General features: G+C 72.1%; 20 protein-coding genes. 9 read left to right on the top strand and 11 right to left on the bottom strand.

Going from position 1 to position 21,921, the window contains the following annotated elements; all coding sequences use genetic code 11:
• The first annotated feature begins 4 nt into the window (after nucleotides 1-4).
• Complete coding sequence (locus tag AB0C26_RS31905; protein ID WP_360255500.1) at nucleotides 5-649, top strand: response regulator transcription factor; 645 nt, start codon at nucleotides 5-7, stop codon at nucleotides 647-649.
• Here AB0C26_RS31905 and AB0C26_RS31900 read toward each other — a convergent pair.
• Both AB0C26_RS31900 and AB0C26_RS31895 read right to left on the bottom strand, forming a co-directional pair.
• Nucleotides 646-2,094, bottom strand: coding sequence for an alpha/beta hydrolase (locus AB0C26_RS31900; protein ID WP_360255039.1), 1,449 nt, complete (start codon nucleotides 2,092-2,094; stop codon nucleotides 646-648). The genes AB0C26_RS31905 and AB0C26_RS31900 overlap by 4 nt on opposite strands.
• Nucleotides 2,095-2,118: 24 nt before the next feature.
• Nucleotides 2,119-2,925, bottom strand: a complete 807-nt coding sequence (locus AB0C26_RS31895; RefSeq protein WP_360255037.1) for an ABC transporter ATP-binding protein — start codon at nucleotides 2,923-2,925, stop codon at nucleotides 2,119-2,121.
• Between the two features lie 23 nt (nucleotides 2,926-2,948).
• On the opposite strand from AB0C26_RS31895, the gene AB0C26_RS31890 reads away from it, so the two are divergent.
• On the top strand, nucleotides 2,949-3,275 hold the full coding sequence (locus AB0C26_RS31890; protein ID WP_360255035.1) for a hypothetical protein: 327 nt from the start codon (nucleotides 2,949-2,951) through the stop codon (nucleotides 3,273-3,275).
• On the opposite strand, the gene AB0C26_RS31885 is transcribed toward AB0C26_RS31890, so the two are convergent.
• Genes AB0C26_RS31885 through AB0C26_RS31875 form a run of 3 tightly spaced genes read right to left on the bottom strand, consistent with a single transcriptional unit; the run spans nucleotide 3,270 to nucleotide 5,970 of the window.
• Complete coding sequence (locus tag AB0C26_RS31885) at nucleotides 3,270-4,280, bottom strand: iron chelate uptake ABC transporter family permease subunit (protein WP_360255033.1); 1,011 nt, start codon at nucleotides 4,278-4,280, stop codon at nucleotides 3,270-3,272. The genes AB0C26_RS31890 and AB0C26_RS31885 overlap by 6 nt on opposite strands.
• Entirely contained in the window at nucleotides 4,277-5,008 is a 732-nt protein-coding gene (locus AB0C26_RS31880) for a class I SAM-dependent methyltransferase (protein ID WP_360255031.1), read from the bottom strand. Before AB0C26_RS31880 ends, AB0C26_RS31885 begins: the two co-directional genes overlap by 4 nt.
• Complete coding sequence (locus tag AB0C26_RS31875) at nucleotides 5,005-5,970, bottom strand: ABC transporter substrate-binding protein (RefSeq protein WP_360255029.1); 966 nt, start codon at nucleotides 5,968-5,970, stop codon at nucleotides 5,005-5,007. The genes AB0C26_RS31880 and AB0C26_RS31875 overlap by 4 nt, the downstream gene beginning before the upstream one ends.
• A gap of 67 nt (nucleotides 5,971-6,037) precedes the next feature.
• On the opposite strand from AB0C26_RS31875, the gene AB0C26_RS31870 reads away from it, so the two are divergent.
• Nucleotides 6,038-6,367 (top strand): hypothetical protein, encoded by a 330-nt coding sequence (locus AB0C26_RS31870; RefSeq protein WP_360255027.1) that lies wholly within the window; start codon nucleotides 6,038-6,040, stop codon nucleotides 6,365-6,367.
• A 66-nt stretch (nucleotides 6,368-6,433) separates the two neighbouring features.
• Here AB0C26_RS31870 and AB0C26_RS31865 read toward each other — a convergent pair whose 3' ends face one another.
• Nucleotides 6,434-7,963: a M4 family metallopeptidase gene (locus AB0C26_RS31865; RefSeq protein WP_360255025.1), complete on the bottom strand. Its 1,530-nt coding sequence runs from the start codon at nucleotides 7,961-7,963 to the stop codon at nucleotides 6,434-6,436.
• Between the two features lie 45 nt (nucleotides 7,964-8,008).
• Complete coding sequence (locus AB0C26_RS31860; RefSeq protein WP_360255023.1) at nucleotides 8,009-9,199, bottom strand: cysteine desulfurase-like protein; 1,191 nt, start codon at nucleotides 9,197-9,199, stop codon at nucleotides 8,009-8,011.
• Nucleotides 9,200-9,277: 78 nt separating this feature from the next.
• Between AB0C26_RS31860 and AB0C26_RS31855 the strand changes: the two genes are divergently transcribed.
• Both AB0C26_RS31855 and AB0C26_RS31850 read left to right on the top strand, forming a co-directional pair.
• On the top strand, nucleotides 9,278-9,463 hold the full coding sequence (locus tag AB0C26_RS31855; RefSeq protein WP_360255021.1) for a hypothetical protein: 186 nt from the start codon (nucleotides 9,278-9,280) through the stop codon (nucleotides 9,461-9,463).
• 276 nt (nucleotides 9,464-9,739) lie between these two features.
• Nucleotides 9,740-9,928: an amidase family protein gene (locus AB0C26_RS31850; protein WP_360255019.1), complete on the top strand. Its 189-nt coding sequence runs from the start codon at nucleotides 9,740-9,742 to the stop codon at nucleotides 9,926-9,928.
• On the opposite strand, the gene AB0C26_RS31845 is transcribed toward AB0C26_RS31850, so the two are convergent.
• The 3 genes from AB0C26_RS31845 to AB0C26_RS31835 all read right to left on the bottom strand — a co-directional run bounded on the left by AB0C26_RS31845 (nucleotide 9,918) and on the right by AB0C26_RS31835 (nucleotide 14,186).
• Nucleotides 9,918-12,557 (bottom strand): FtsX-like permease family protein, encoded by a 2,640-nt coding sequence (locus AB0C26_RS31845; RefSeq protein ID WP_360255017.1) that lies wholly within the window; start codon nucleotides 12,555-12,557, stop codon nucleotides 9,918-9,920. The genes AB0C26_RS31850 and AB0C26_RS31845 overlap by 11 nt on opposite strands.
• Before the next feature lie 68 nt (nucleotides 12,558-12,625).
• A complete protein-coding gene (locus AB0C26_RS31840; RefSeq protein WP_360255015.1) occupies nucleotides 12,626-13,357 on the bottom strand; it encodes an ABC transporter ATP-binding protein in 732 nt (243 codons plus the stop codon).
• A gap of 103 nt (nucleotides 13,358-13,460) precedes the next feature.
• On the bottom strand, nucleotides 13,461-14,186 hold the full coding sequence (locus tag AB0C26_RS31835) for a hypothetical protein (RefSeq protein ID WP_360255013.1): 726 nt from the start codon (nucleotides 14,184-14,186) through the stop codon (nucleotides 13,461-13,463).
• A 156-nt stretch (nucleotides 14,187-14,342) separates the two neighbouring features.
• On the opposite strand from AB0C26_RS31835, the gene AB0C26_RS31830 reads away from it, so the two are divergent.
• The 4 genes from AB0C26_RS31830 to AB0C26_RS31815 are packed head-to-tail and all read left to right on the top strand — an operon-like array spanning nucleotide 14,343 to nucleotide 20,430.
• Nucleotides 14,343-17,084: an alpha-amylase family glycosyl hydrolase gene (locus AB0C26_RS31830; protein ID WP_360255011.1), complete on the top strand. Its 2,742-nt coding sequence runs from the start codon at nucleotides 14,343-14,345 to the stop codon at nucleotides 17,082-17,084.
• Nucleotides 17,085-17,135: 51 nt separating this feature from the next.
• Entirely contained in the window at nucleotides 17,136-17,546 is a 411-nt protein-coding gene (locus AB0C26_RS31825) for a hypothetical protein (RefSeq protein WP_360255009.1), read from the top strand.
• Nucleotides 17,547-17,596: 50 nt separating this feature from the next.
• Nucleotides 17,597-19,804, top strand: a complete 2,208-nt coding sequence (gene fxsT / locus AB0C26_RS31820; protein ID WP_360255007.1) for an FxSxx-COOH system tetratricopeptide repeat protein — start codon at nucleotides 17,597-17,599, stop codon at nucleotides 19,802-19,804.
• The gene (locus AB0C26_RS31815; RefSeq protein WP_360255005.1) at nucleotides 19,804-20,430 is read left to right on the top strand and encodes an alpha/beta fold hydrolase; all 627 of its coding nucleotides are present in this window, start codon (nucleotides 19,804-19,806) and stop codon (nucleotides 20,428-20,430) included. Before fxsT ends, AB0C26_RS31815 begins: the two co-directional genes overlap by 1 nt.
• Here AB0C26_RS31815 and AB0C26_RS31810 read toward each other — a convergent pair.
• Nucleotides 20,427-21,833: a protein kinase gene (locus AB0C26_RS31810; RefSeq protein WP_360255003.1), complete on the bottom strand. Its 1,407-nt coding sequence runs from the start codon at nucleotides 21,831-21,833 to the stop codon at nucleotides 20,427-20,429. The two genes, AB0C26_RS31815 and AB0C26_RS31810, sit on opposite strands and share 4 nt — an antisense overlap.
• Nucleotides 21,834-21,921 lie beyond the last annotated feature (88 nt).

Here is a 21,921-nt window from a genome sequence, read left to right as displayed (position 1 = left end):
AGCGGTGCGGGTCGGTATCGCGGAGGACAGCGTCCTGCTCCGCGAGGGGATCGGGCGGTTGCTGGCCGACGCCGGATTCGACGTCGTGGCCCGGTGCGGCGACGCGGTCCAGTTGCGGGCCGCGGTGCGGGCGGCCGTGCCCGACGTCGTGATCGTCGACATCCGGTTGCCGCCCACGCACACCGACGAGGGCCTGCGGGCGGCCATCGAGCTGCGGGCGGCGTACCCGGGCCTGGCCGTTCTCGTCCTGTCCCAGTACGTCGAGGTCGGCCTGGCGATGTCGTTGCTGGCCGACTCGGCCGACGGGGTGGGATATCTGCTGAAGGACCGGATCAGCAACGTGCCCGAGTTCCTGACGGCGGTACGCCGGGTCGCGGCCGGTGGCTCGGCCGTCGACCCGATCATCGTCGCCACGTTGCTGTCGCGCCGCCGTCGCGACGACCCGCTGGCCGCGCTCACCCCGCGCGAGCGGGAGGTGCTGACCCTGATGGCCGAGGGCACCTCGAACCAGGGCATCGCCGACCGTCTGGTGATCACGCTGCGGGCGGTGGAGAAGTACGTGTCCAGCATCTTCGGCAAGCTCGGCCTGCCCGCCACCGGCAGCGAGAGCCGCCGCGTCCTCGCGGTCCTGCTTTTCCTGCGCCGCTAACGGCACACCGAACCCGGAGCCGGCATCACCCCGTCGATCAGGTAGCGGTCGATGGCGGCGCGGGCGCAGGCGTCGTGCATCGAGGACGTGTGCCCGTCGCCGATCCGGGTCAGCACCACGCTGCCGCGCACCTGAGACTTCAACTGCCAGGCCCACTTGTACGCCGTGGAGGCGTCATGGGTGGCGTTGACCATCAGGATCGGCGGCGCATTCCGAACGTCGAGCCGTCGCGGCGGGTTCGTCGCCCGCACCGGATATCCGGTGCAGCGCAGCAGCGTCCAGGACTGCGACGCCCCCTGAAGGTGCGGCGCGATCCTCTTCGCCCGCTGGGCCAGCCGCTGGTACTCGTCATAGGTGCGGATCTCGGATGGGTTGTCCATGCAGGCCGGGCCGGTGGCCTGAGAACTCTGCGGCCCTTCGGGCGCGGGAATCGCGAAGCCCTCGGCGTTGCCGGCGAGCGTGGCGCTGATCGCCTGCCCGAGCTGGAGCCATCCGGAGACCGGGCGGAAGAAGTTCGGCTCCTTGAACACCAGGTATTCCTGCGTCAGCAGGCGAATGTCCTCACCGCTGACCGGCCGGGCGGCGCCCGGCACGGGCATGGGGTTCCGGTCGGCGGCGGCCACGATCCGGTCGAACAGCGCGCCGACGTCCTGCCCGTGCAGGGCGCAGGCGGCCGTGGCCGTGCACCACCGGGTGAACCGGTTGAACGAGTCCTCCACGGTGGCGGCCTCGTCCAGCAGCATCTGCTCGGTGCCCATGCTGTGGTCGAGCACGGAGTCGAAGACCATGGCCCGCACGCGGTGCGGGAACAGGTTCGCGTACTGCACCCCGATCTGCGTGCCGTACGACAGCCCGAGCCAGTTGAACTCCTTCTCGCCGAGCGCCACCCGCGCCGCCTCGTGGTCGCGGGCCACCGACACCGTGTCGACGTGACTGATCAGCGGCCCGGTGGCGTCGGCGCAACTCTGCCCGAAGACCCGGTTGGCCTCGACGAACCGCCGGAACTCGGCGGCGCCGCGGGGAAAGAGCGTCAGACCGGGTGGGTACGGATCTCCGTCGCACAACACCGGGGTGCTGCCCGCGATGCCGCGCGGGTCCACGCCGACCAGATCGAAGTGCTCGGCCAGCGCGGGCGAGAAGACGAGATCGCCGTAGAGGGCGAGAATGGTTCCCGGCCCGCCCGGACCGCCCGGGTTGAGGAACAGGGTGCCGACCCGCTTCGAGGGGTCGTCGACCGGGTTCCGGGCAACGGCGAGCGAGATCTTCGGACCGTACGGGCGGGCCCAGTCCAGAGGAACCCGCAGCGTTGCGCACTGCACGTCGGGCCGGTCGGCGCACGGCTTCCAGTCGGTGATGCCGGGCGCCGCCGCGGCGGCCGGCGAAGACAGGCCGGCCGCGGCCAGGACACCGATGCACAGAACGCTGATGACGCGACGGATCCTCATGCGCGCCAGTGTGTGCACGCCCCTTCACTGATCGCCACGAATCGACCAGAAACCCGAATCACCCTGATCGGGTGCCCGCAGCAGAATCCGGACCCGGCCCGCCGGGGCGGCGATGACCTCGGCCGCGACGCCGAAGACCCGGGCGATCGTCTCCGCGGTGAGCACATCGGCCGGCGTGCCGGCGGCCTCGACGCGACCGCCGGCGAGCAGCACGATCCGGTCGCAGTACTGGCCGGCCAGGTCCAGATCGTGCAGGGCGGCGACCACGGTGACCGGCGCCCGGGCCAGGTCGGCCAGCAGCGCGAACCGGTGCCTGATGTCCAGGTGGTTCGTCGGCTCGTCGAGCAGCAGCACCTCCGGTTCCTGCACCAGCGCACGCGCGATGGCGACCCGCTGGCGTTCACCACCGGACAGCGAGGTCCACCGGCGCCGCTCCCACCCGCTGAGCCCGGCCCCGTCGAGGGCGTCGGCGACCCGCCGCTCGTCGTCGGCGCCGGCCGGCGCCAGCAGCGCCCGGTGCGGGATACGCCCCAGCCGAAGCACATCACCCACGGTCATGTCGGCGTCGGCGGGCGTGTGCTGGGTGACCACCGCGACCCGCCGGGCGACCTCCCGGCGCGGCCGCCCCGCCCGATCCACCCCGTCGAGCAGAACCCGCCCGGCGTCCGGCCGATCGAGCCCGGCCAGCACCCGAAGCAGGGTCGACTTGCCGGAGCCGTTGGGCCCCAGCAGCCCGACCGTGCTGCCGGGCGGCGCGTCCAAGGCCACCGCCCGGAGCAGCGCGACGTCACGAACCCGCCGGTCGACGCCCCGCGCCTCAACCCTCACCATGCACCTTCCCGTTCATCGCGACCATGTTCATCGAGACCCTGTTCATCGCGACCCGGCCTGTCGACCTCGACGGACCCGTCGCGCTTCCGAGCGGCCTCGCAACGTCGGCTGTGGATGTCCTGCGCTTCAACCCGCACAACGCGCCTCCCGCGCAGCGGGAGGAGGCGCTGATGGCGCGGTCCGAGTTGTGGGAGAGCAGCGTGGCGACCGTTTCGCGGCGGGTGAGGGCGGACGGGCCGAGGCGGCGTCAGGGCTTGTCTCTCGGACAGGGGCGAAAGCAGCGGCCGTGGCGTCTCTTCCCGGCGACGCGGGAGCGGGTCGCCCGGGCGACGGGAGACTGGTGCTCATGATGGGCCTCCGGAACGGCGCAGGAGCAGGGCGAAAGCCGGCACGCCGAGCAGGGCGGTGACGACGCCGACCGGGAGCTCCTGTGGGGCGAAGACGGTTCGGGCCGCGGTGTCGGCCCAGATCAGCAGGACCGCGCCGGAGACCGCGCACGCCGGCAGCAGCAGGCGGTGACGGGAGCCGGTCAGGCGGCGTACCGCGTGCGGCACGATCAGGCCCACGAAGCCGATGGCGCCGCTGGCCGCCACCAGTACGGCCGCCAGCAGCGCGGTCACCCCGAACAGGACCGCGCGTACCCGGGCCGGTGAGAAGCCCAGCGTCTGGGCCACGTCGGCGCCGAACGCGAAGGCGTCCAGGGCGGGCGCGGCCGCCCAGCAGGCCAGCACGGCCGCGCCGCCGACCGCCGCCGTCACCGCGACCGACGGCCAGGAGGCCGCGGTCAGGGAGCCCAGCAGCCAGAACATGATGCTCCGGGTGCTGTCGGGGCTGGCCTGCCCGACGACGACCAGGCTGGTCAGCGCCGAGAACAGCTGGGCCGTGGCCACGCCGGCCAGCAGGATCCGGGCCGGTTCGGTCCAGCGGCGGCCGGCCAGCAGCACGGCCGTCGCGAACGCGGCCACCCCACCGGCGAACGCGCCCGCCGACAACGCCACGGTTCCGGCGCCCACCCCCAGCACGAGCACCCCGACAGCGCCGGTCGACGCGCCCGCCGAGATGCCCAGCAGGTACGGGTCGGCCAGCGGGTTGCGGGTCAGCGCCTGCAACACCGCCCCGCACACCGCCAGCCCGGCGCCGACGGTTCCGGCCAGCAGCACCCGCGGCGTGCGCAGTTCCCACACGATGCTGTCGGCCAGCGGCGGCAGCCGCCGCACCGGCAGCCCGGCGTGCGCGGCCAGTGTCCGCAGCACCTCGCCCGCGCCCAGGTCGGCCACGCCGATGGTGACCGACACGGCGACGCTGAGCAGCAGGACGCCGGCCGCCGCCGGAAACAGCAGAAGGCGACCGGTCACCGTCGTGCGTAGACGACGTAGTCGTCCAGGTACTGCCACACGGTGCCGGCCTCGGCGAAGCCGGCCGCGCGCAGAGCGGCGAGGTGGAACTCGAGCGGCGCGAGCGGCTGCGGGGGACGATCGGCGAACCGCTTCTCCCGTACGGGCACGAGCGCGGCCAGATCCGGTTCCCGGGCCGCCTCGGCGTACCAGGCGGCGTAGTCGAGCGCCCCGGCCGCGAACGCCGCCCGCTGCGTGTCCTCGTCGTGCCGGGCCGACAGGTCGCGTAGGGCCGGCGAGCGGTCGTCGAAGCGCAGGTGGTCGGCGTTGAGCAGGATCCCGCCGGGCGGCAGCAGGCCGGCGACGTCCCGGTAGACGGCGAGCAGCTGATCGGGGGAGAGCCAGTGCAGCGCGGTCGACGTCAGCACCGCGTCGAAACCCTCGAACCGTGCCGGCCAGCCCGGGTCGATCAGGTCGACGTCCAGAACCCGTACCCGGTCGCCGAATTCTTGCAAAGCCCCCGCGGCCACGCTGAGCAGGATCGGGTCGTAGTCGACGGCCGTCACCCGGGCGCCGGGGAACGCCTCGAGCACGCGGCGCGAGATGGCCCCCGGCCCGCACGCCAGGTCCAGCACCCGCGGCTGCTCCCCGTGCAGGCGCAGGATGTCGAGCATGACCTGGAAGCGGTTCTCGCGGTGGGCCACGTACGCCGACTGCTGTTCGTCCCAGAGATCCAGCAACCGCTTCATCGGCCCAGCTCCGCCAGCCCGGCGCCGACCGTCTCGACGGCCGCGACGCTGCGCACCGAGGGGTCCATCGAGGACCCCGGCACGGTGATGAACCGCCCGGTCCTGACCGCGTCCAGCTTGGCCGTGACCGGGTTCGACCGCAGGAAGTCGATCTTCGACTGGGCGCTGTCGCCGTCGCCGCCCCGAGTGAGGTCGGCCAGCACGATCACGTCCGGGTTGCGGGCCGCGATCTGCTCCCAGCTGCCGGCGGGCCAGGTCTGCTTGGCGTCGCCGTACACGTTCTCCGCGCCCAGCTGCTCGGTGATCGCGGCTGGAACGCCACCCGGCCCGGCCACGTTCGGCGTGCTGGTGCCCGAGTAGTACCAGAGCAGCGAGGTCCCGCTGTGCTTGCTCGTCAGCGCCGCGGCGAGCCGGGCCCGCTCGCCGGCGACCAGCTTCCGCCCGCGCTCGGGCACGCCGAACAGGGTGGCGACCTCCTCGATCTCACTGAAGAGACCCGCGAAGGCGAACGCGGCGGGATCCTTCTCGCAGGCGAACCGGGACAGGTACGCGGGTACGCCGAGCTTCGCGAGCTCCGGCCGCGGCCCGGCGGCCTCACCGGCGTACGCCGAAGTGAATGTCGAATAGACGAAGTCGGGCCGCGCCTCGAGCACCTTCTCGCGCGACGGATAGAGCTTGGCCAGGACCGGAACGCTGTCGTAGCCGCCCTTCAGCGACGGCAGAACGGGGTCGGTCTGGTAGCTGGTCCCGGCCATCCGCCCGGCCAGCCCGAGGCTGAGCAGGATCTCGGTCGCGTTCTGCTCCATGGCGATCGCCCGCTGAGGCGCCGCCTTGACGGCGACGGTGACCCCACAGTTAGCGACCGAAGCCGCCTCCGCGCGCGGCGCGGGTGCCGCCCCGGCGCCGGCGCACCCGGCCAGCAGCCCCACCGCCGCCGTAAGTGAAATGAAAACGGTTTTCATGAGCGGCAAGCTACTGTGATCTACTTCCACCCGTCAAATAGACAAGCGCCGCGGTCGGGAGGAACGCATGACCGAAGAAGGGCTGGACTACGCCGAAGTTCTGGTTCTGGATCCCCTGGAGGACTCGCCGCGGCCGCTCTGGGAACTCCGCCGGCATGAGGAGACGACGCTGCGGGAGCTCGCTGACATCCTGGCGCCCGGTCTGATCTCGCTGGAGTCTCGCGGCTTTGTCGAGGTACGCCGTTTCTCCGGCTGGCCGGCGAGGTGGGATGAGGGTGTTCCGCTGACCGGGGATGACCTGGCGCGGGAGAGCGCGCGGGCGGAGGTGTGGTCCGAGGAGCCGGGAGACGTCGTACTGGCCGCTCACATCACCGAGGCCGGCTACGGATTCCTGTAGGGAACGCGAAGACGCTCGGCTGGAAGGGTCCAGCCGAGCGTCCGAGCGTTGCTGCGTGGTGGTGGATCAGCAGGTGGGCTCGCCGGACTGGGCCGGCAGGCTGACCGCGTTCCAGGCGGCCTTGACCGCGTTGAACTGGGTGCAGTTGCCCGGGGTGAGGTTCTTCGCGGCCTGCAGCGTCCACACCCGGTACTTGGCGTACGAGGAGCTGGAGGTCTTCAGCAGCATCGCGTTGTACATGATCTTGATGGCGCTCTGGATGCCGACGCCGGTCACCGTGCTGCCGTTGCAGGTCGAGCTGGCCGGCTGGCCGTTGCCGCCGCTGCCCTGGGCCAGCAGGTAGAACCAGTGGTTGCCCGGACCGGCCGCGGCGTGCACCTCGGAGCCCGGCGTGCTGCTCGAGTAGCAGTTGCTGTCGCCGGCCAGCGACGGGTTGTACATGTACCGGATCGGGCCGCTGCCGACCAGGTTGACCTCCTCGCCGACCTGGTAGTCGAACGGGTCGTTCGGGTTGGCCGCGTAGGCCTCGGTGGCCGCCCCGATGGTGTCGGCCACGAACTCCTGCGTGCCGCCCTTCGAGATGCCGCCGGGGGTCTTGTCGTCGATGCCGTGGCCCAGCTCGTGACCGACCACGTCCAGCGACGAGATCCACTTGCCGGCGGTGTTCTTGCCGATCTGGACCTGGGTGCCGTCGTAGTAGGCGTTCTGCTGGTTGAGGCCGACCCGGATCGGCCAGGCGCCGCCCGAGCCGTTCTGCGCGTTGCGGCCCAGCCACGCCGACAGCATCGCCTTCTGCTTCTGCGCCACGTACAGCGCGTCCACGCAGCCGGTCTCCTTGCTGGTGCCGTTGCCGTTGCCCCAGACGTTGTCGGAGCCGCTGAACGTGGTCCGGGTCGAGGCGTCCTGGCAGCTCAGGTTGGTGACCGAGGGGTCCTTGAGCGAGTACGTGGAGCCGGACTGGGTGGTGTTCAGCGACACCGAGCCGTTGATCCAGCCGGTGCCCGTGCCGGTGGCCTCGGTGACGTGCTCCTCGGTGGACAGCACCTTGCCGGTCACCGCGTCGACGTCGACGGTGAGCCGGCTGACGCCGCCGGCGCCGGTGCCGTTGACGGTCGTCTCGTACGCCAGCTTGGCCGTCTGCCCCTCTCCGGCGACGATCACCAGGCGGGTCGTCTCGACGCCGCTCACGGTCTTCAGCTGCTTCTTCGCGGTCGCGACGGCCGCGGCCTCGGAGACCGTGGGCACCGTCGACAGTTCGCCGATCGGGCTGCTCTGCGCCACCGACGTGTAGCGGGTCTGCCCGGCGTCATCGGTGACCACGACGAAGTCGCCGCCCTTGACCGGGAAACCCTTGTAATTGCGGTCGTACGCCGCGTACGTGAGGCCCTGCGACCGGTAGACCTGACTGCGGTGGAAGGTGTCGTGGGCGCCGGCCTTGAGAACGGACGGGCGGCCGGCGACGACGGCGTCGGCCTGCGCGACCGCGTCCACCGATGGCGTGGGTGCCTGCGCGGCGGCCGGTCCGGACACCGCGACCATCGCGGAGGCCGCCGCGGTACCGGCGGCCAGCGCGAAGACCAGGGGCTTTCGTAGCATTTGTGTGCTCCTCTCGGCTACAGGAGCGACGCTATCTACGGATATCTATCCCCGAATCAGGGAAAACCCTTGCAGGAGGCGGTCGACCTCTTCCTCGGTGTTGTAGTGGTAGAGGCTCACCCGGACCGCGCCGCCGGAGGCGCGCAGGCCGATCGCGTCGAAGTACTCGACGGCGTAGTAGTCGCCGTGGGAGACGCAGACGCCCTGCCGGCCGAGGGCCTGGGCGGTCTCGGCCGGTGTCACGCCGTCGAGGCGGAACGAGACCGTCGGGCAGCGGTCGGCCGGGGCCGGCAGAACCGTGATCCCCTCGATCGTGGCCAGGCCGGTCAGCAGCCGGTCGAGCAGCCGGGACTCGTGGTCGGCGGCCGCCGACATGCTCGCCAGCAGGCGGGTGCGGCGGTCGCCCTCGGCCGGGACGAGGCCGGCCAGGTGGTCGACGGCGGCGGTGACGCCGGCGAGGAGCTCGAAGCTCAGCGTGCCGTGCTCGAACCGGCCCGGGACGCTGTCCGGGGAGGGGACCAGCTTCCGCGGGTGCAGCGGCTCCCACACCGCCGGGTCGGCGATGACCGCGGCGTAGTGCGGGCCCGACCACTTGTAGGCGCTGGTCACGTAGAAGTCGGCGCCCAGGGCGGCCACGTCGGTCGGCCGGTGCGCGGTGGCGTGCACGCCGTCCACGAAGACCGGCGCGCCGGCCTCGTGCGCGAGGTCGGCGATCTCCCGGACGGCCGGGACCGTTCCGACCGCGTTGCTGGCCGCCGTCACCGCCACCAGGCGGGTGCGCGGGCCGATCAGCTTCCGGTACTGGGCCACGTCGAGCCCGCCGGTGGCCGGGTCGAACTCGGCCCACCGGACCGTCGCGCCGGTCTGCACCCACGGCCGGACGTTCGCGTCGTGGTCGAGCCGCGACAGCACCACCTCGTCGCCCGGCTCCCAGCCCTCGGCGAGCGTGCGGGCCACCAGGTAGGTCAGCGCGGTCGCGCTCGGCCCGAACACCACGCCCGCCGGGTCGCCGCCGAGCAGGTCGGCCACCGCCGACCGGGCCGCCTCGACGATCTCGCCCGAGCGGCGGGCGGGCTCGCTGGCGGTGCCGCGGTTCGACACCGCCGTGCGCATCGCCGCGGCGATCGCGTCGATCACCGCGCCGGCCGGCTGGGTGCCGCCGGCGCCGTCGAGCTGGGCGAAGCCTTCGGCCAGGGCGGGATAGCCGGACCGGATGCGGTTCACGTCGAAGATCATGGACCGATCAGATCACGCCGCCTACGGCGAAACGGCGTGACCCCGCCCCGTGGCCCGCACGCTTGCACGGTCGGCGACGTGCGCCGGATCGACCGGGTCATCACCAGCTCACGTCCCGCCCTCGACCTGTCCGGCCTGGCCGGCGTCCGGCTCGGCGTGCCGCGCGGCCGGTTCGACGACATCGACCCGCGGGCCGGCGCGGTGCTGACGGCCGCGCTCGACAAGCTCGCCGCCGCCGGGCCGACCTCGTCGAGGTGGAGCTGAAGGACGACTTGGCCCCGGCCGGTGAGGCCGGCCTGCCGATCGTGCTCTTCGTGCGGCTCCTGCGGGCCCGTACCACCCATTCTTTCGATCTCGTGGCCTCATCCGACGTCAAGGGCAACGTGCAGATCATGGTCGGCCAGCCCGTCCCGGCCGCCGGCTACGAGGGGCATCGGGCCCAGCGCTGGCGGCTGCGGCAGGCGTACGCGGAGATGTTCCAAGGCGTCGCCGCCGCCGCTGGTCGGCGAGGGCGTCACCTTCGAGCACAACGGCCGCCCCGTGCCGGCCTTCGCCACGGCGATCCGCAACGCCGCCCCGGGAACGGTGGCCGGTGGGCCCATGCTGTCGCTGCCCGCCGGCCGTACGAGCGAGGGGCTGCCGGTCGGCCTCACCCTCGAGGGCCCGATCTTCGAGGACCCTGCCCTGCTGGCGGTGGCCGAGGCCGCGGAACGGGCGATCACTCCGTAGCCCGTTCCACGGGAAGGCGTGACCGGGTGAGAAGGCCGGCGCCGGCCATCGCGATCAGCGGCACGCCGAGCGCGGCGGCCACGTTCGGCCAGGCGATCTCCAGCGGGTACGGCACGACGACCGGGTAGGCGCCGGCCGTCGACCGGTTGTACGCGGCCAGAACCGCCAGGCAGGCGGCGCCACCGGCCACCGTGCCCAGCACCGCGCCCACCCCGGCGATCACGCCGGCCTGGGTCAGCGACAACCATCGGCGCAGGCCCGGCGCCGCGCCGACCGCCGCCAGCGTCGCCAGGTCGCCCCGCCCGTCGGCTGCCGCGAGCCCGGTCGCGATGAAGGTCGCCCCGATGGTGATGAACGACGCCACCACCGCCGCGATCAGCAGCCGCGGATCCGTGGTGGTTCGCGCGCCCCGCTCGATGACCAGGTTGGCCGCCGCCGGCAGGGAGACCGGCAGCAGCGCCGCGCGCAGCCGGTCCTCGCCGGCTTGATCGAGCACGCCCGCCCCGCCGCCGGCCGGCAGCGCGATCAGCCCGGCCGGAACGGTCGCGAAGCCGAGCCGGCGGATCAGGCCGGGGGAGTAGACCGCCAGATCCTCCGGCCCGCCGCCCGAGGTCACCACGTAGGCCGGCGCCTGGATCCGGGGCAGCTTCTCGTCCGGCACGTCCTGGCCGGAACCCGGCCGGCGCGAGTCCCGGACCGCGATCGTGATCCGGCCGCCGGTCACGTAGCGCCGGTCGCGCACCACCACGCCGCCCGCGTCGAGCACCGCCTTCGCCGCCCGCCGGTCGGACCCCGAGACCCGCAGCACCCTGTCGAGGAAGTCGGCGTCGCCGACCTGCTCGGTCACGCCGTCACCGACGCGGACCCGGCCGCTGTCGGCGTCGCAGCGCGGGTCGGCCAGGGCCCGGCGTTGCTGATCGGAGGTGTAGGGCGTGCTCACCTCGGCGAGGAAGCACCGCTGGTCCCGCGGCAGGACACGCTCCAGTGAGCACGTGGCGCCGGCCGTCCGGGAGCCGCCGCAGCGGTAGCCGTTGACGACGACGATCGGCGACTCGGGCAGCGCGCTCCGGACCGCCGCGACGGCGGCCGGCATCCCGCCGGCCGGCGGCTCGCCCAGAAAGTTCACGTAGCTCGCGCCGACCGGGATGCCCGGACGGTAGTTGTCCACCGCGGCCAGCCCAGCGCTGGTGAAGTAGATGCCGATCGCCACGCTCGCCGCGACCGCGGCCATGACCGCCGCGACCGCCGGCGCCGCCGATGCCCGGTTCCGTGCCGTGTCGCGCAGCGCGATCCGCAACGGCAGCGGCAGGACATGCCCGATCCGGCCGAGCAACCCGATGATCCCCGGCGTGACCAGGACCAGTCCGGCTTCGAGGGCCACCACCGCGACCAGGATCCCCGCCGGCGAGGCGGTCACCGCGCCGACCACCGCGAGCGCTCCGCCCACGACCAGCAGCGCCACCCCGGCCACGATCCACCGGCGCCGCGACCGCACCACGCCGGCCCGGCCGGTCAGGCCGTGCACGACGTCGTGGCGTCCCGCCGTGATCGCCGGAACCAGCGCCGCCAGCGCCGCCGTGACGACGGCCAGCGCTGAGATCGCCAGCAGCGCGGACGGGAAGATCCGGTACCCGCCGGCCCTCTCGTGCATGAGGGACGTCTCGATCAAGGGCCGGAGCGCCAGCGCCGCCACGGCGCCGATCGTCACCCCGGCCGCCGCGCCCAGCCCGCCCAGGACCACACCGTCGGCCAGGACGATCCGGCGCAGGTGGGCCGGCGTGCCGCCGTTCGCGGCGACCAGGGCCAGCTCCCGCCGCTGGCGCCGGGCGCCGACCGCGAAGGCCGGCCCGGCCAGCAGAACCACCTCGAGAACGCCCAGACCGCCCACGAGAACAGCCATGTCGATGCCGGCCGGCCGGTCCGCCGCCGCCTCCGCCTTCGGCGGGTTCGCGTAGACGGCGCGGGACGCGACCGAGACGCCCTTGCGGTTGAAGTCCGGCACCCGGTCCCAGGTGATCGGCGAGGCGACGGCGGCCAGCCACCGGGTCGGCTGCCGGTTCTGGACCGCGGCCGGCATCGCGCCGGCCGCGAAGAGCAGTCGCTCGCTCAGGTCGGCCGGGAACTCGGCGACGCCGGTCACCCGCCACGACTGTGCGCCGTCGGGTGTGGTCACACTGCCGCCCGGTCGCACCCCGAGCCGGTCGGCCGCCGCCGCGGACACCGCGATCTCGCCGGCCCCGGCCGGAGCCGTCCCCGACACGATCGAGACGATGCCCCGGGTCAGCTGATCCGCGGCGTTCGTCGCGAAGGCCTCGATGCCGCCGGCGCCGTTCCTGGTACGGACCACGAGATAGCCCTCGTCCAGCGGCACGACAGCGCTTCCCGGCGGCAGCAGGCCGAGCACGGACCGGTCGGTCACGCCCGCCGGCGCCTCGATGTCCCCGCCGGGGCTGCTGATGACACGGGCCCGCCAGTCCTGCTCGATCGCCTTGCGGGAACGCCACACCAGGACGGCGTCGGACCGGCCGCCCTCCCGGGCGTAGGTCTCACCGGGCCGGAGCGTGAACATGTCGTACGTCGCGGCGCCGAACGACAGGGCCAGAACCGGAATCGCGATCAGGGCAGCCACCAGGAGAGCGCGGCCTTTGTGGGCAAGGGCCTCGCGCCGGGCGATGCGGAGCGCGGGCCGCCAGGACCTCATCGCGCCCGGCCGGCCGGGATCACCAGCATCGGCACGGTCACCGCCGTGGCGCCGCTGACGACCCGTCCGTCGCGGAGGTGGACGACCCGGTCGGCCCACCGCGCGTGCCCGGGATCATGGGTCACGAGCACTCCGGCGGCGCCGGCGTTCACCCGCTCACGCAGCAGCCTGAGCACCGCGTCGCCGGTCGCCGTGTCGAGCGCGCCGGTCGGCTCGTCGGCCAGCACCAGCCGGCGCCGGCCGACCAGGGCACGGGCGATCGCCACCCGCTGCTGCTGGCCACCGGACATCTCGTGGGGGAACCGGCTCTCCAGACCGGACAGCCCGACCGCCGACAGGGCGCCGACCGCCTCCCGTCGCGCGGCCCGCACCCCGACTCCGTCCAGCTCCAGCGGCAGCATCACGTTCTCGATCGCGTTGAGGCTGGACAGCAGGTTGAGCGCCTGAAACACATAGCCGACGCTGTCGCGGCGCAGCTTGGCCAGCGCCTTGCGCGACATCGAAGCCAGCGACGCCCCCTCGACCAGCACGTCACCGCTGGTCGGCCGGTCGAGGCCGCCGGCGATGGCCAGGAGGGTCGACTTGCCCGAGCCGGAGGCGCCCATGATGGCGACGAGCTCTCCGGGCGACACGGACACCGACACGTCGTCGAGCGCGCGGACCATGGTCTCGCCCGAACCGTGGGTTCGGGTGACCGAGCGCAACTCCAGCACGGGGGCGACGAGCATCCGGAGATTATGGATCATGGTCGTCGATCCCTGAATACACCCCACGTCATAGGCGGAGGCGCGTAAGCGGCGACCGGCGCGCTCGGCCCGACAGCCGCTCTTCTCACCTGACGGCCGGCCGTACGACGGCCCAGACCACCTTGCCGTTGTGCAGCGCCGAGGCGCCCCAGACGTAGCTGCGGGCGGTGACGACCGGCAGCCGCGCCGTCGACCGCCGCAGCGGCGGCAAGGTGGGGTCGCGGTCGCGCAGGGCCAGGTAGAGGCTGCTGCGGCGGCGGCAGACGGTGAACAGCATGGCCGTGCCGGCGAACGCCAGCGAGTCCTCGACCAGGTCACGCGCCACGTCCTGGGCGGCGCCGGCCAGCGCGGGGACGCCCCAGGCGCGGCCGGCCAGCGCGATCAGGTCGTGAACGGAGGCCAGCGCGTCGAGGTACGGTGGCATCCAGCGCAGCTGGAGACGGTCGGTCAGCGGCGGCGCGCCGGTCACGGCCGAGCGGGCCTGATCGACGCTGACGAACAGCGACATGAAACGGGCGCAGCCCAGCTGGCGGAGTCGTTTCACCAGCCGCCGGGTCGGCGGGGCGCAGATCGCCACCTTCGCCGGCGGTTGCAGCGTCATGGCCGCCTGGCTGGCCGCGATCCAGGTGGGAGCGCTGCGGCAGTCCAGATCGCTCATCTCCCGCAGGTCGATGATGATCGCCGAGGGGTGCTCGGCGAGCCCGTTGCACAGCGCCTGATGGACGTCGACCGCGGTGCGGCGGGTCCACTGGCCGCGCACGGTCAGTTCGACTGTCGCGTTGTCCACGGCGTGGGTGAGCGTGAGCGTCACAGTGACCTTCCCGGAGAGGCCGGTTCAAGCAGCCAGTCTTGGAACGTTGCTTGTCCGGGGTCAACCATCGCGGCGCCTAATCACGCGCTTGGGGGATAGCGAATGCATCAGACATTCTGCTGCTGGCCGACCTGATCATCCATTACGGTCGATGACATGCGCTTACGACGAGGCCTGGCCGTACTCACGTCCGCCGTTCTGGCCGCCACCGCGCTCAGCACGCCGGCCACGGCCGGTGGGCCCGGCGGCGGTGGGCTTGCGGGACGGCATTCGCTGCGGGCGCCGGTGACCGACGAGAACTTCTACTTCGTCATGGCCGACCGCTTCGACAACGGCAGCACGGCCAACGACCAGGGCGGCCTCGGCGCCGATCCGCTGGTCTCCGGCTTCGACCCCACCCGCAAGGGCTTCTACAACGGCGGCGACCTGGCCGGGCTGCTGCGGCGCCTCGACTACATCCAGGGCCTGGGCACCACGTCGATCTGGCTCACGCCCAGCTTCAAGAACAAGGCCGTGCAGCTGGAGGACGGCCCGTCGGCCGGCTACCACGGGTACTGGATCACCGACTTCACCCAGATCGACCCGCACCTGGGCACCAACGCCGAACTGCGGTCGCTGGTCGACGCCGCGCACACCCGCGGCATGAAGGTCTACTTCGACATCATCACCAACCACACCGCCGACGTCATCGGGTACGAGTCGGGCGCGCGCCAGCCGTACGTCTCGAAAGATGTCTCGCCCTATCGCGACGCCGCGGGCCGCCCGTTCGACGATCGTGACTACGCCGGGAAGGCGACCTTCCCGGCATTGGACCCGAAGAAGTCGTTCCCGTACGTTCCCGTCCTCGACCCGGCCGAGCAGAACCTGAAGGTCCCGGCCTGGCTCAACGACGTCACGCTCTACCACAACCGCGGCGACACGACGTTCACCGCCGAGAACTCCCTCTACGGCGACTTCTTCGGCCTCGACGACCTGTTCACCGAGCACCCGCGCGTGGTCAAGGGCATGACCGAGGTGTACGAGAAGTGGATCGCCGACTTCGGCGTCGACGGTTTCCGGATCGACACCATGAAGCACGTCAACGACGAGTTCTGGCAGAAATTCGGTCCCGAGGTGCTGTCGTTCGCCCGCAAGCACGGCAAGCCCGAGTTCTTCATGTTCGGCGAGGTCTTCGACACCTCCCGCAGCTTCACCTCGCAGTTCACCACCCGCGACCGCATGCAGGCCGTGCTCGACTTCCCGTTCCAGGACGCGGCCCGCAACTTCGCCTCACGCGGCCAGCCCGCGTCCGCGCTGGGCTCGTTCTTCGCCGCCGACGACTGGTACACCGACGCCGACTCGAACGTCTACCAGCTGCCCACCTTCCTCGGTAACCACGACATGGGCCGGATCGGCTCGTTCGTGCGGGCCGACAACCCCGGCGCCGGGGACGCCGAATGGGTCGCCCGCGACCGGCTCGCGCACGAGCTGATGTACCTCTCCCGCGGCAACCCGGTCGTCTACTACGGCGACGAACAGGGCTTCACCGGCCCCGGCGGCGACCAGGACGCCCGGCAGACCCTGTTCGCCAGCCGCGTGCCCGACTACCTCGACGACGACCTGCTCGGCACCACCGCCACCCACGCGCAGGACAACTTCGTCAGCACCCACCCGCTCTACCGGGACATCGCCGCCCTGGCCGCCCTGACCCGCGAGCACCCCGCGCTGCGCGACGGCGCCCACCAGCACCGCTACGCCGACGAGGGCCCCGGAATCTACGCGTTCTCCCGCACCGGCCAGCGCGAATACGTCGTCGCCCTCAACAACAGCGAGCAGCCCCGCACGGCCGCCGTCCCGACCTACTTCGCCAAGGGCGATTTCCAGCGTGTGTACGGCTCCGGCCCCGCCACCGTCCGGTCGGCAGGCGACCGGACGATCACCGTCACCGTGCCGCCACTGTCCACGGTCGTCTACGCCTCGTCCGGCCGGGTCCCGCCCTCGAAGGCGGCTCCCGCGGTGTCGCTCGGCCGGCCCACCCCGTCCGAGTCGCCCAGCCGCATGCGCGTCCCGGCCACCGTCGCCGGCTCGTCGTTCGCCGAGGTCACCTTCTACGCCCGGACGGCGGGCGGCGGCTGGCAGCCGATCGGCACCGACGACAACGCCCCCTACCAGGTCTTCCACGACGTCTCGGGCCTGCCCGCCGGCGCAGCCGTGCAGTACCGCGCGGTGGTCCTCGACAACGCCGGCCACAGCAGAACCAGTTCGTCCCGTACGGCCCGGGTCCCGGCCCCGTCCCTGACCATCGAGGCCCCGGCCGAGGCCGCCAACGTCCGCGGCACCGTCGAGGTCCGAGCCGTGGCCGACCCGGAACGCGCGGGCCACGTGGTCCGCTTCGAACGCAGCATCGCCGGCGCCCCCTGGACCACGATCGGCCGCGACGACTCGTCCCCCGCGTACACGGTCTTCGACGACCTGACACCGCTCAACCTGGCCGCCGGCACCCAGATCCGCTACCGGGCGGTGCTCCGGGAGCCGTCCGCGGTGAGCGCGGTCCGCACGGTCCGCTACGCCCGCCCGCCGCTGACCACGGCCACGGTGCACTACTACCGCCCGGCCGGCGACTACACGGGCTGGGGCCTGCACCTGTGGGGCGACGCCGTCGACCCGGCCACCCTGGCCCAGATCGCCTGGGACAAGCCGTGGCCCCCGACCCGCGTCGAGAACGGCTGGGCCTCGTACGACATCCCTCTCAAGGACGACACCAAGCCGATCAACTTCATCATGCACCAGCCCAACGGCGACACCGTCCCCACGACCAGAGAGCCCGGCGGAGACCGCGCCTTCACCCCCATCGACCACCCCCAGATCTGGCTCAAGCAGGGCGACCCCACCGTCTACACCACAGCCCCGCCCGTTTGACCGAGGCGGCTTTACTCATGGTGACGACTCGCTCGACGCTGGGAGGCAGGCATGGATCCTGAGGTGGCGGCGGTGACGGCGGCGGTGGTGCCGTACGTCTCGGCGGCGGTCGGCGCGTACGGGGCCGCGGTGGTCGAGCGGGTCCAGGAGGCGGCGGCCGACTCTACGGTGGGTTTGGGCGGCCGGTTGTTGCAGCGGTTCCTGAACCGCGGGCGTTCGGCCGCCGGAGTGGAGGAAGCGGTGGCCGATCTGGCCGAGGACGTCTCCGACGAGGACCGGGTAGCGGCCCTGCGGGTGCAGGTCCGTAAGGCGCTCAATGCCGATCCGGAACTGGCGGCCGAGGTTCGGGGCCTGCTCGCCGAGGCCGGGGTGACGGTGACCGCGTCCGGTGAGCGTTCGATCGCCGCGCAGACGATCAGCGGCGTGGCCGTCACCGGTGACGGCGCACAGATCACCCGATGACGGCTTCCCCGCCGGGCCCACGCTCGCTGGCGGCCCAGACGATCAGCGGGGTGGCGGTCACCGGCGACGGCGCCCGCGTCGACGCCCGCCGGATCGAACTGCGCCGGCCGTCAGCGGCACCGGACATCGTGGGGCGGTTGACCAACCTGCCCCGGCCGCCCGTGCGGTTGTTCGTGGGCCGGGAGGACGCGCTGGCCGCACTGGACGAGGTGATGGCCGGCGGTCGCGGCGTGATCACGCAGGCGGTGCACGGTCTGGGCGGGGTCGGCAAGAGCGAGATGGCGTTGCAGTACGCCCATCGGCACCGGGACCGCTACCAGGTGCGGTGGTGGATCAGCTGCGACAACCCCGACACGATCACGACAAGCCTGGCCGACCTGACCACCCGCCTGAACGCCGACCTGATGGTCACAGCGACCCCGCTGGAGGCGGCGACGTGGGCGATAGGCTGGCTGCAGAACCAGTCAGGCTGGCTGCTGATCCTCGACAACGTGGAGGAACTGGCCGACGTAGAACAGCTACTGGCCCAGCTCGACACAGGCCACGTCCTGATCACCACCCGGCGTGACCTCGACTGGGAACACCTCCTCGACGGTTGCTTACGCTTGGAGCTGCTGGACCGAGAGCCGGCCGTACGACTGTTGCTGGAACGCAGCGGCCAAACAGATCAGCTGACGGCGGCCGTCCTGGCCGACGAGCTGGGCTACCTCCCGCTGGCGCTGCAACAGGCCGCCGGATATCTCCGCCAGACCCGCACCCCGATGGCGGCCTACCTCGATCGCCTCCGGTCCCAACCGGAGACCGTGCTGAATGCCATCGCACCCGGCACCCGGGCGGAACGGGCGGTGGCCCAGGTCTGGCTGGTCACGCTGAACCGGCTCCGCGAGCAGCGGCCGGCCGCCATCGAGATGCTGCGGCTCCTGGCGTGCTTCGCCCCCGACGAGGTGCCGAGGGCCTACCTGGCCGACGAGCCCCACAGCGAGCAGGAGTTGGCCGTTCTGGCCTCCTACAATTTGGTGGCGTTAACGGATGAAACCGTCAGCATGCATCGGCTTTTGCAGTGGGTCGTTCGAGAACAGGCAAAGCAGGACAAAGCTGCTGGCCAAGCCCTCGAGCGGGCGATCGCCGTGCTGCGCACGGCAATGCCGGATGGCAGCCCGTCCGAGGCGGTCGATACTTGGCCGGAGTGGGCACTGTTGGCACCCCACATAGACGCGGTAGAACGTGCGGTACCGGAAGAACTCGCCGATGCCGATTTTGCGATTCTGATAGGCCAGCTGGGGTTCTTCTACGCCACCCAAGGGCGACACGCTGCCGCGTTAGAGGTTGAGCATCGTGCTCTCACCATCATCGAGGCGGTAGTTCCCGACGGGGATCCACACATCGCGCTCCGGCTGGACAACCTCGCGAACACGTTGGTCCTATTGGGTCGTCCGGGTGAGGCGCTGTCGTTACAACAGCGGGCGTTGCGGATCACTGAGGCGGCGCTGCCCGTGGGGCATCCGGACATCGCGGTTCGGCTGGACAATCTCGCGTACACGTTGGGAGATCTGGGTCGTGTGGGTGAGGCGCTGCCGTTACAACAGCGGGCGTTGCGGATCAGTGAGGCGGCGCTGCCGGAGGGGCATCCGGACATCGCGCTCCGCCTGGACAATCTCGCGTACACGTTAGGAGATCTGGGTCGTGTGGGTGAGGCGCTGCCGTTACGGCAGCGGGCGTTGCGGATCAGTGAGGCGGCGCTGCCGGAGGGACATCCCGATATCGCGCTCCGCCTGAACAATCTCGCGCACACGCTGAGGGCTCTGGGTCGTGTGGGTGAGGCGCTGCCCTTACAACAGCGGGCGTTGCGGATCAGTGAGGCGGCGCTGCCGGAGGGGCATCCGGACATCGCGACTCCACTGGACAATCTCGCGCAAACATTGGTGGATTCGGGTCGTGCGGGTGAGGCGCTGCCCTTACAACAGCGGGCGTTGCGGATCAGTGAAGCGGCGCTGCCGGAGGGGCATCCGGACATCGCGATCCGGCTGGACAATCTCGCGTACACGTTGATGGATCTGGGTCGTGCGGGTGAGGCTCTGCTGTTACGGCAGCGGGCGTTGCGGATCAGTGAGGCGGCGCTGCCGGAGGGGCATCCGGACATCGCGCTCCGCCTGGAGAACCTTGCGTACACGCTGCGCGCACTGGGCCGAACTGACGACGCGGCGGTGCTGCGGCGGCGGGCGGCCGCAATGCACAGCAGAACGGCAAAGCAGGAATGATGCGCACGGGGCCTCCCCTGGTGCTGCTGCACGGGGCGGGCGACGACCACCGCATGTGGCAGCCCCAGCGCGACGGCCTGGGCCGCCGCATCCGGCTGATCCTTCCCGACCTTCCGGGGTACGGCCGTTCACCCGGCCCGTTCTCGCTGGACACGGCGGTTGACGCGCTTCGCGCCCTGGCCGCTGACGGGCCGGTGCACGTCTGCGGTCTTTCGGCCGGAGCCATGGTCGGTCTGCGCTGGGCTGCCCGCCACCCGGAGGACGTCGCCAGTCTGGCCCTCTCGGCCGTCCAGCTGCGGCCACCCCGATGGGTGATGACCCCTCACACGGCCGTCATGCGGCTGATCCCGGCGAAGAGCTTCGACGGGGTCACCAAGCAACAGCTGCTCCGGACGATGGGCGAGCTGTCACGCGCCGACCTGCGCCCCGACCTGGGCCGGGTTCGCGCGCGGACGCTCGTGCTCTGCGGCGCCAAGGACAGACTCAACCAGGCTGCCTCACGTGCGGCCGCGGACGGTATAGCCGGCGCCGAGCTGCGGATCGTTCCCGGCGCCGGGCACCTCTGGAACCAGGAGCTGCCCGAGCTGTTCGATCGGACGCTGACCGACTGGGTCGGGCAAGCTTAGGCGACCGTCTTGCCGTCGACCGGGTCGGCGGGCTTGGTGGTCGGTGGGGTGGTGTCCTCGGTGGTCGGCGGGGTGGTCGGGTCCGCCGGGTCGTCGGTCGGCTCGACGGGGGGCTTGGTGTCGTCAGGGGACTTCGTCGGGGTCGGCTCGGTTGAGGGCTCCGACGTCTCCGGCGCGCTGCTCGGGGACTTCGACGGCGTTGCGGACGGCTTGGCCGGCTTGGAAGTGGGCTTGGCCGCCGGTGCCTTCGTGTGGGTGGTGTTCCTCTTCCGGCCGCCGTACCTGGTCGTTGTCGTCGTCTCCTCCTCCTCGGCCGGCTCCGTGGTCGGGGCGGTGGAGGGGGTCGGGCTGATCGTCCGCGGCGGGGTGGCCGGTGGCGTGGTGGCCTCGACGGCGGCCTCGGCCGTTTTGCCGCCGGGGGTGCCGGTGCCGTTGATCAGCTGGACGCCGACGATGCTCAGGAGCACGGCGACGGCCGCGGCCGACGCCACCACCGTGACCCGGCGGCGGGAGCGGCGCGGCGGGCGGGACGGTGAACTGGCCACTGTCGGCGGGGCCGGGTGGGCGGCGGAGCGGATCGGCGGGATGTGGCTGGCCGGGCGGGTCAGCGGGGTCGGGGCGAAACCGCGGAAGACCTCGGCGACCTCGAGGGCCGTGGGGCGCGCCGACGGGTCCTCGGCCGTGCACGACTCGTACAGCCGGATGATGTCGCGCGGCAGGCCGGAGATGCGTGGCAGGCGCGGGGCGGGGCGGCCGTGGCGGGTGGCCAGGACCTCGACCAGGCTGGCGCCGGGCCAGGCCCGCGCGCCGGTGAGGCACTCGAACAGCAGCAGGCCCAGCGCGTAGATGTCGGCGGCCGGGAAGCTCGGTTCGCCGCGCAGCTGCTCGGGGGCCAGGTGGGCGGGGCTGCCCCACAGGGCGCCGCTGATGTCGATGCTGTTGTGGCCGGCGGCGATGGCGATGCCGAAGTCGAGGACCTTCACGCCCTCGGAGGTCAGCATGATGTTGCGCGGGTTGACGTCGCGGTGGACCAGGTCCTGCGCGTGGGCGGCGGCCAGCGCCGAGGCCGTCTCCTTGCCGATCTCGGCGGCCTGGCGCCAGCGCAGGGCGCCGGTGCGGGCCAGCCGGTCGGACAGGGTCTCGCCGTCGACGAACTCCATCACCAGGTACGGGGTGCGGTCGCTGCCGTCGACGGCCTCGCCGTAGTCGTAGACCTGGGCGATGTTCGGGTGGCTGAGCCCGGCCGCCGTACGGGCCTCACGCAGAACGTCGGTGGCGGACTCGTCGAAGATCTTGATCGCGACGGGGCGCTTCAGGGTCGTGTCGAAGCCGTAGTGCACCACCGAACTGCCGCCTTGGCCGAGGGCTTCCCCCAGCCGATATCTTCCCGCGAGCAATGGCACTGCGACCTCCCCATGGCCGACCCGGAGCCGATGTCACTCCGCTCCGCTGCAGCTACCCACAGTGGTAAATCTGCGCTGGTGGTGACGG

The sequence above is a fragment of the Actinoplanes sp. NPDC048796 genome (genome assembly GCF_040650035.1).
Classification (GTDB): Bacteria; Actinomycetota; Actinomycetes; order Mycobacteriales; family Micromonosporaceae; genus Actinoplanes.
This window is presented reverse-complemented; position numbering and strand designations above follow the sequence as displayed.

Excerpts from the sequence above, each read along its gene's own strand:
- AB0C26_RS31900 (WP_360255039.1), bottom strand. The coding sequence starts at position 2,094 with ATGAGGATCCGTCGCGTCATCAGCGTTCTGTGCATCGGTGTCCTGGCC.
- AB0C26_RS31895 (WP_360255037.1), bottom strand. The coding sequence starts at position 2,925 with ATGGTGAGGGTTGAGGCGCGGGGCGTCGACCGGCGGGTTCGTGACGTC.
- AB0C26_RS31890 (WP_360255035.1), top strand. The coding sequence starts at position 2,949 with ATGTTCATCGAGACCCTGTTCATCGCGACCCGGCCTGTCGACCTCGAC.
- AB0C26_RS31880 (WP_360255031.1), bottom strand. The coding sequence starts at position 5,008 with ATGAAGCGGTTGCTGGATCTCTGGGACGAACAGCAGTCGGCGTACGTG.
- AB0C26_RS31875 (WP_360255029.1), bottom strand. The coding sequence starts at position 5,970 with ATGAAAACCGTTTTCATTTCACTTACGGCGGCGGTGGGGCTGCTGGCC.
- AB0C26_RS31870 (WP_360255027.1), top strand. The coding sequence starts at position 6,038 with ATGACCGAAGAAGGGCTGGACTACGCCGAAGTTCTGGTTCTGGATCCC.
- AB0C26_RS31865 (WP_360255025.1), bottom strand. The coding sequence starts at position 7,963 with ATGCTACGAAAGCCCCTGGTCTTCGCGCTGGCCGCCGGTACCGCGGCG.
- AB0C26_RS31860 (WP_360255023.1), bottom strand. The coding sequence starts at position 9,199 with ATGATCTTCGACGTGAACCGCATCCGGTCCGGCTATCCCGCCCTGGCC.
- AB0C26_RS31840 (WP_360255015.1), bottom strand. The coding sequence starts at position 13,357 with ATGCTCGTCGCCCCCGTGCTGGAGTTGCGCTCGGTCACCCGAACCCAC.
- AB0C26_RS31830 (WP_360255011.1), top strand. The coding sequence starts at position 14,343 with ATGCGCTTACGACGAGGCCTGGCCGTACTCACGTCCGCCGTTCTGGCC.
- AB0C26_RS31825 (WP_360255009.1), top strand. The coding sequence starts at position 17,136 with ATGGATCCTGAGGTGGCGGCGGTGACGGCGGCGGTGGTGCCGTACGTC.
- AB0C26_RS31815 (WP_360255005.1), top strand. The coding sequence starts at position 19,804 with ATGCGCACGGGGCCTCCCCTGGTGCTGCTGCACGGGGCGGGCGACGAC.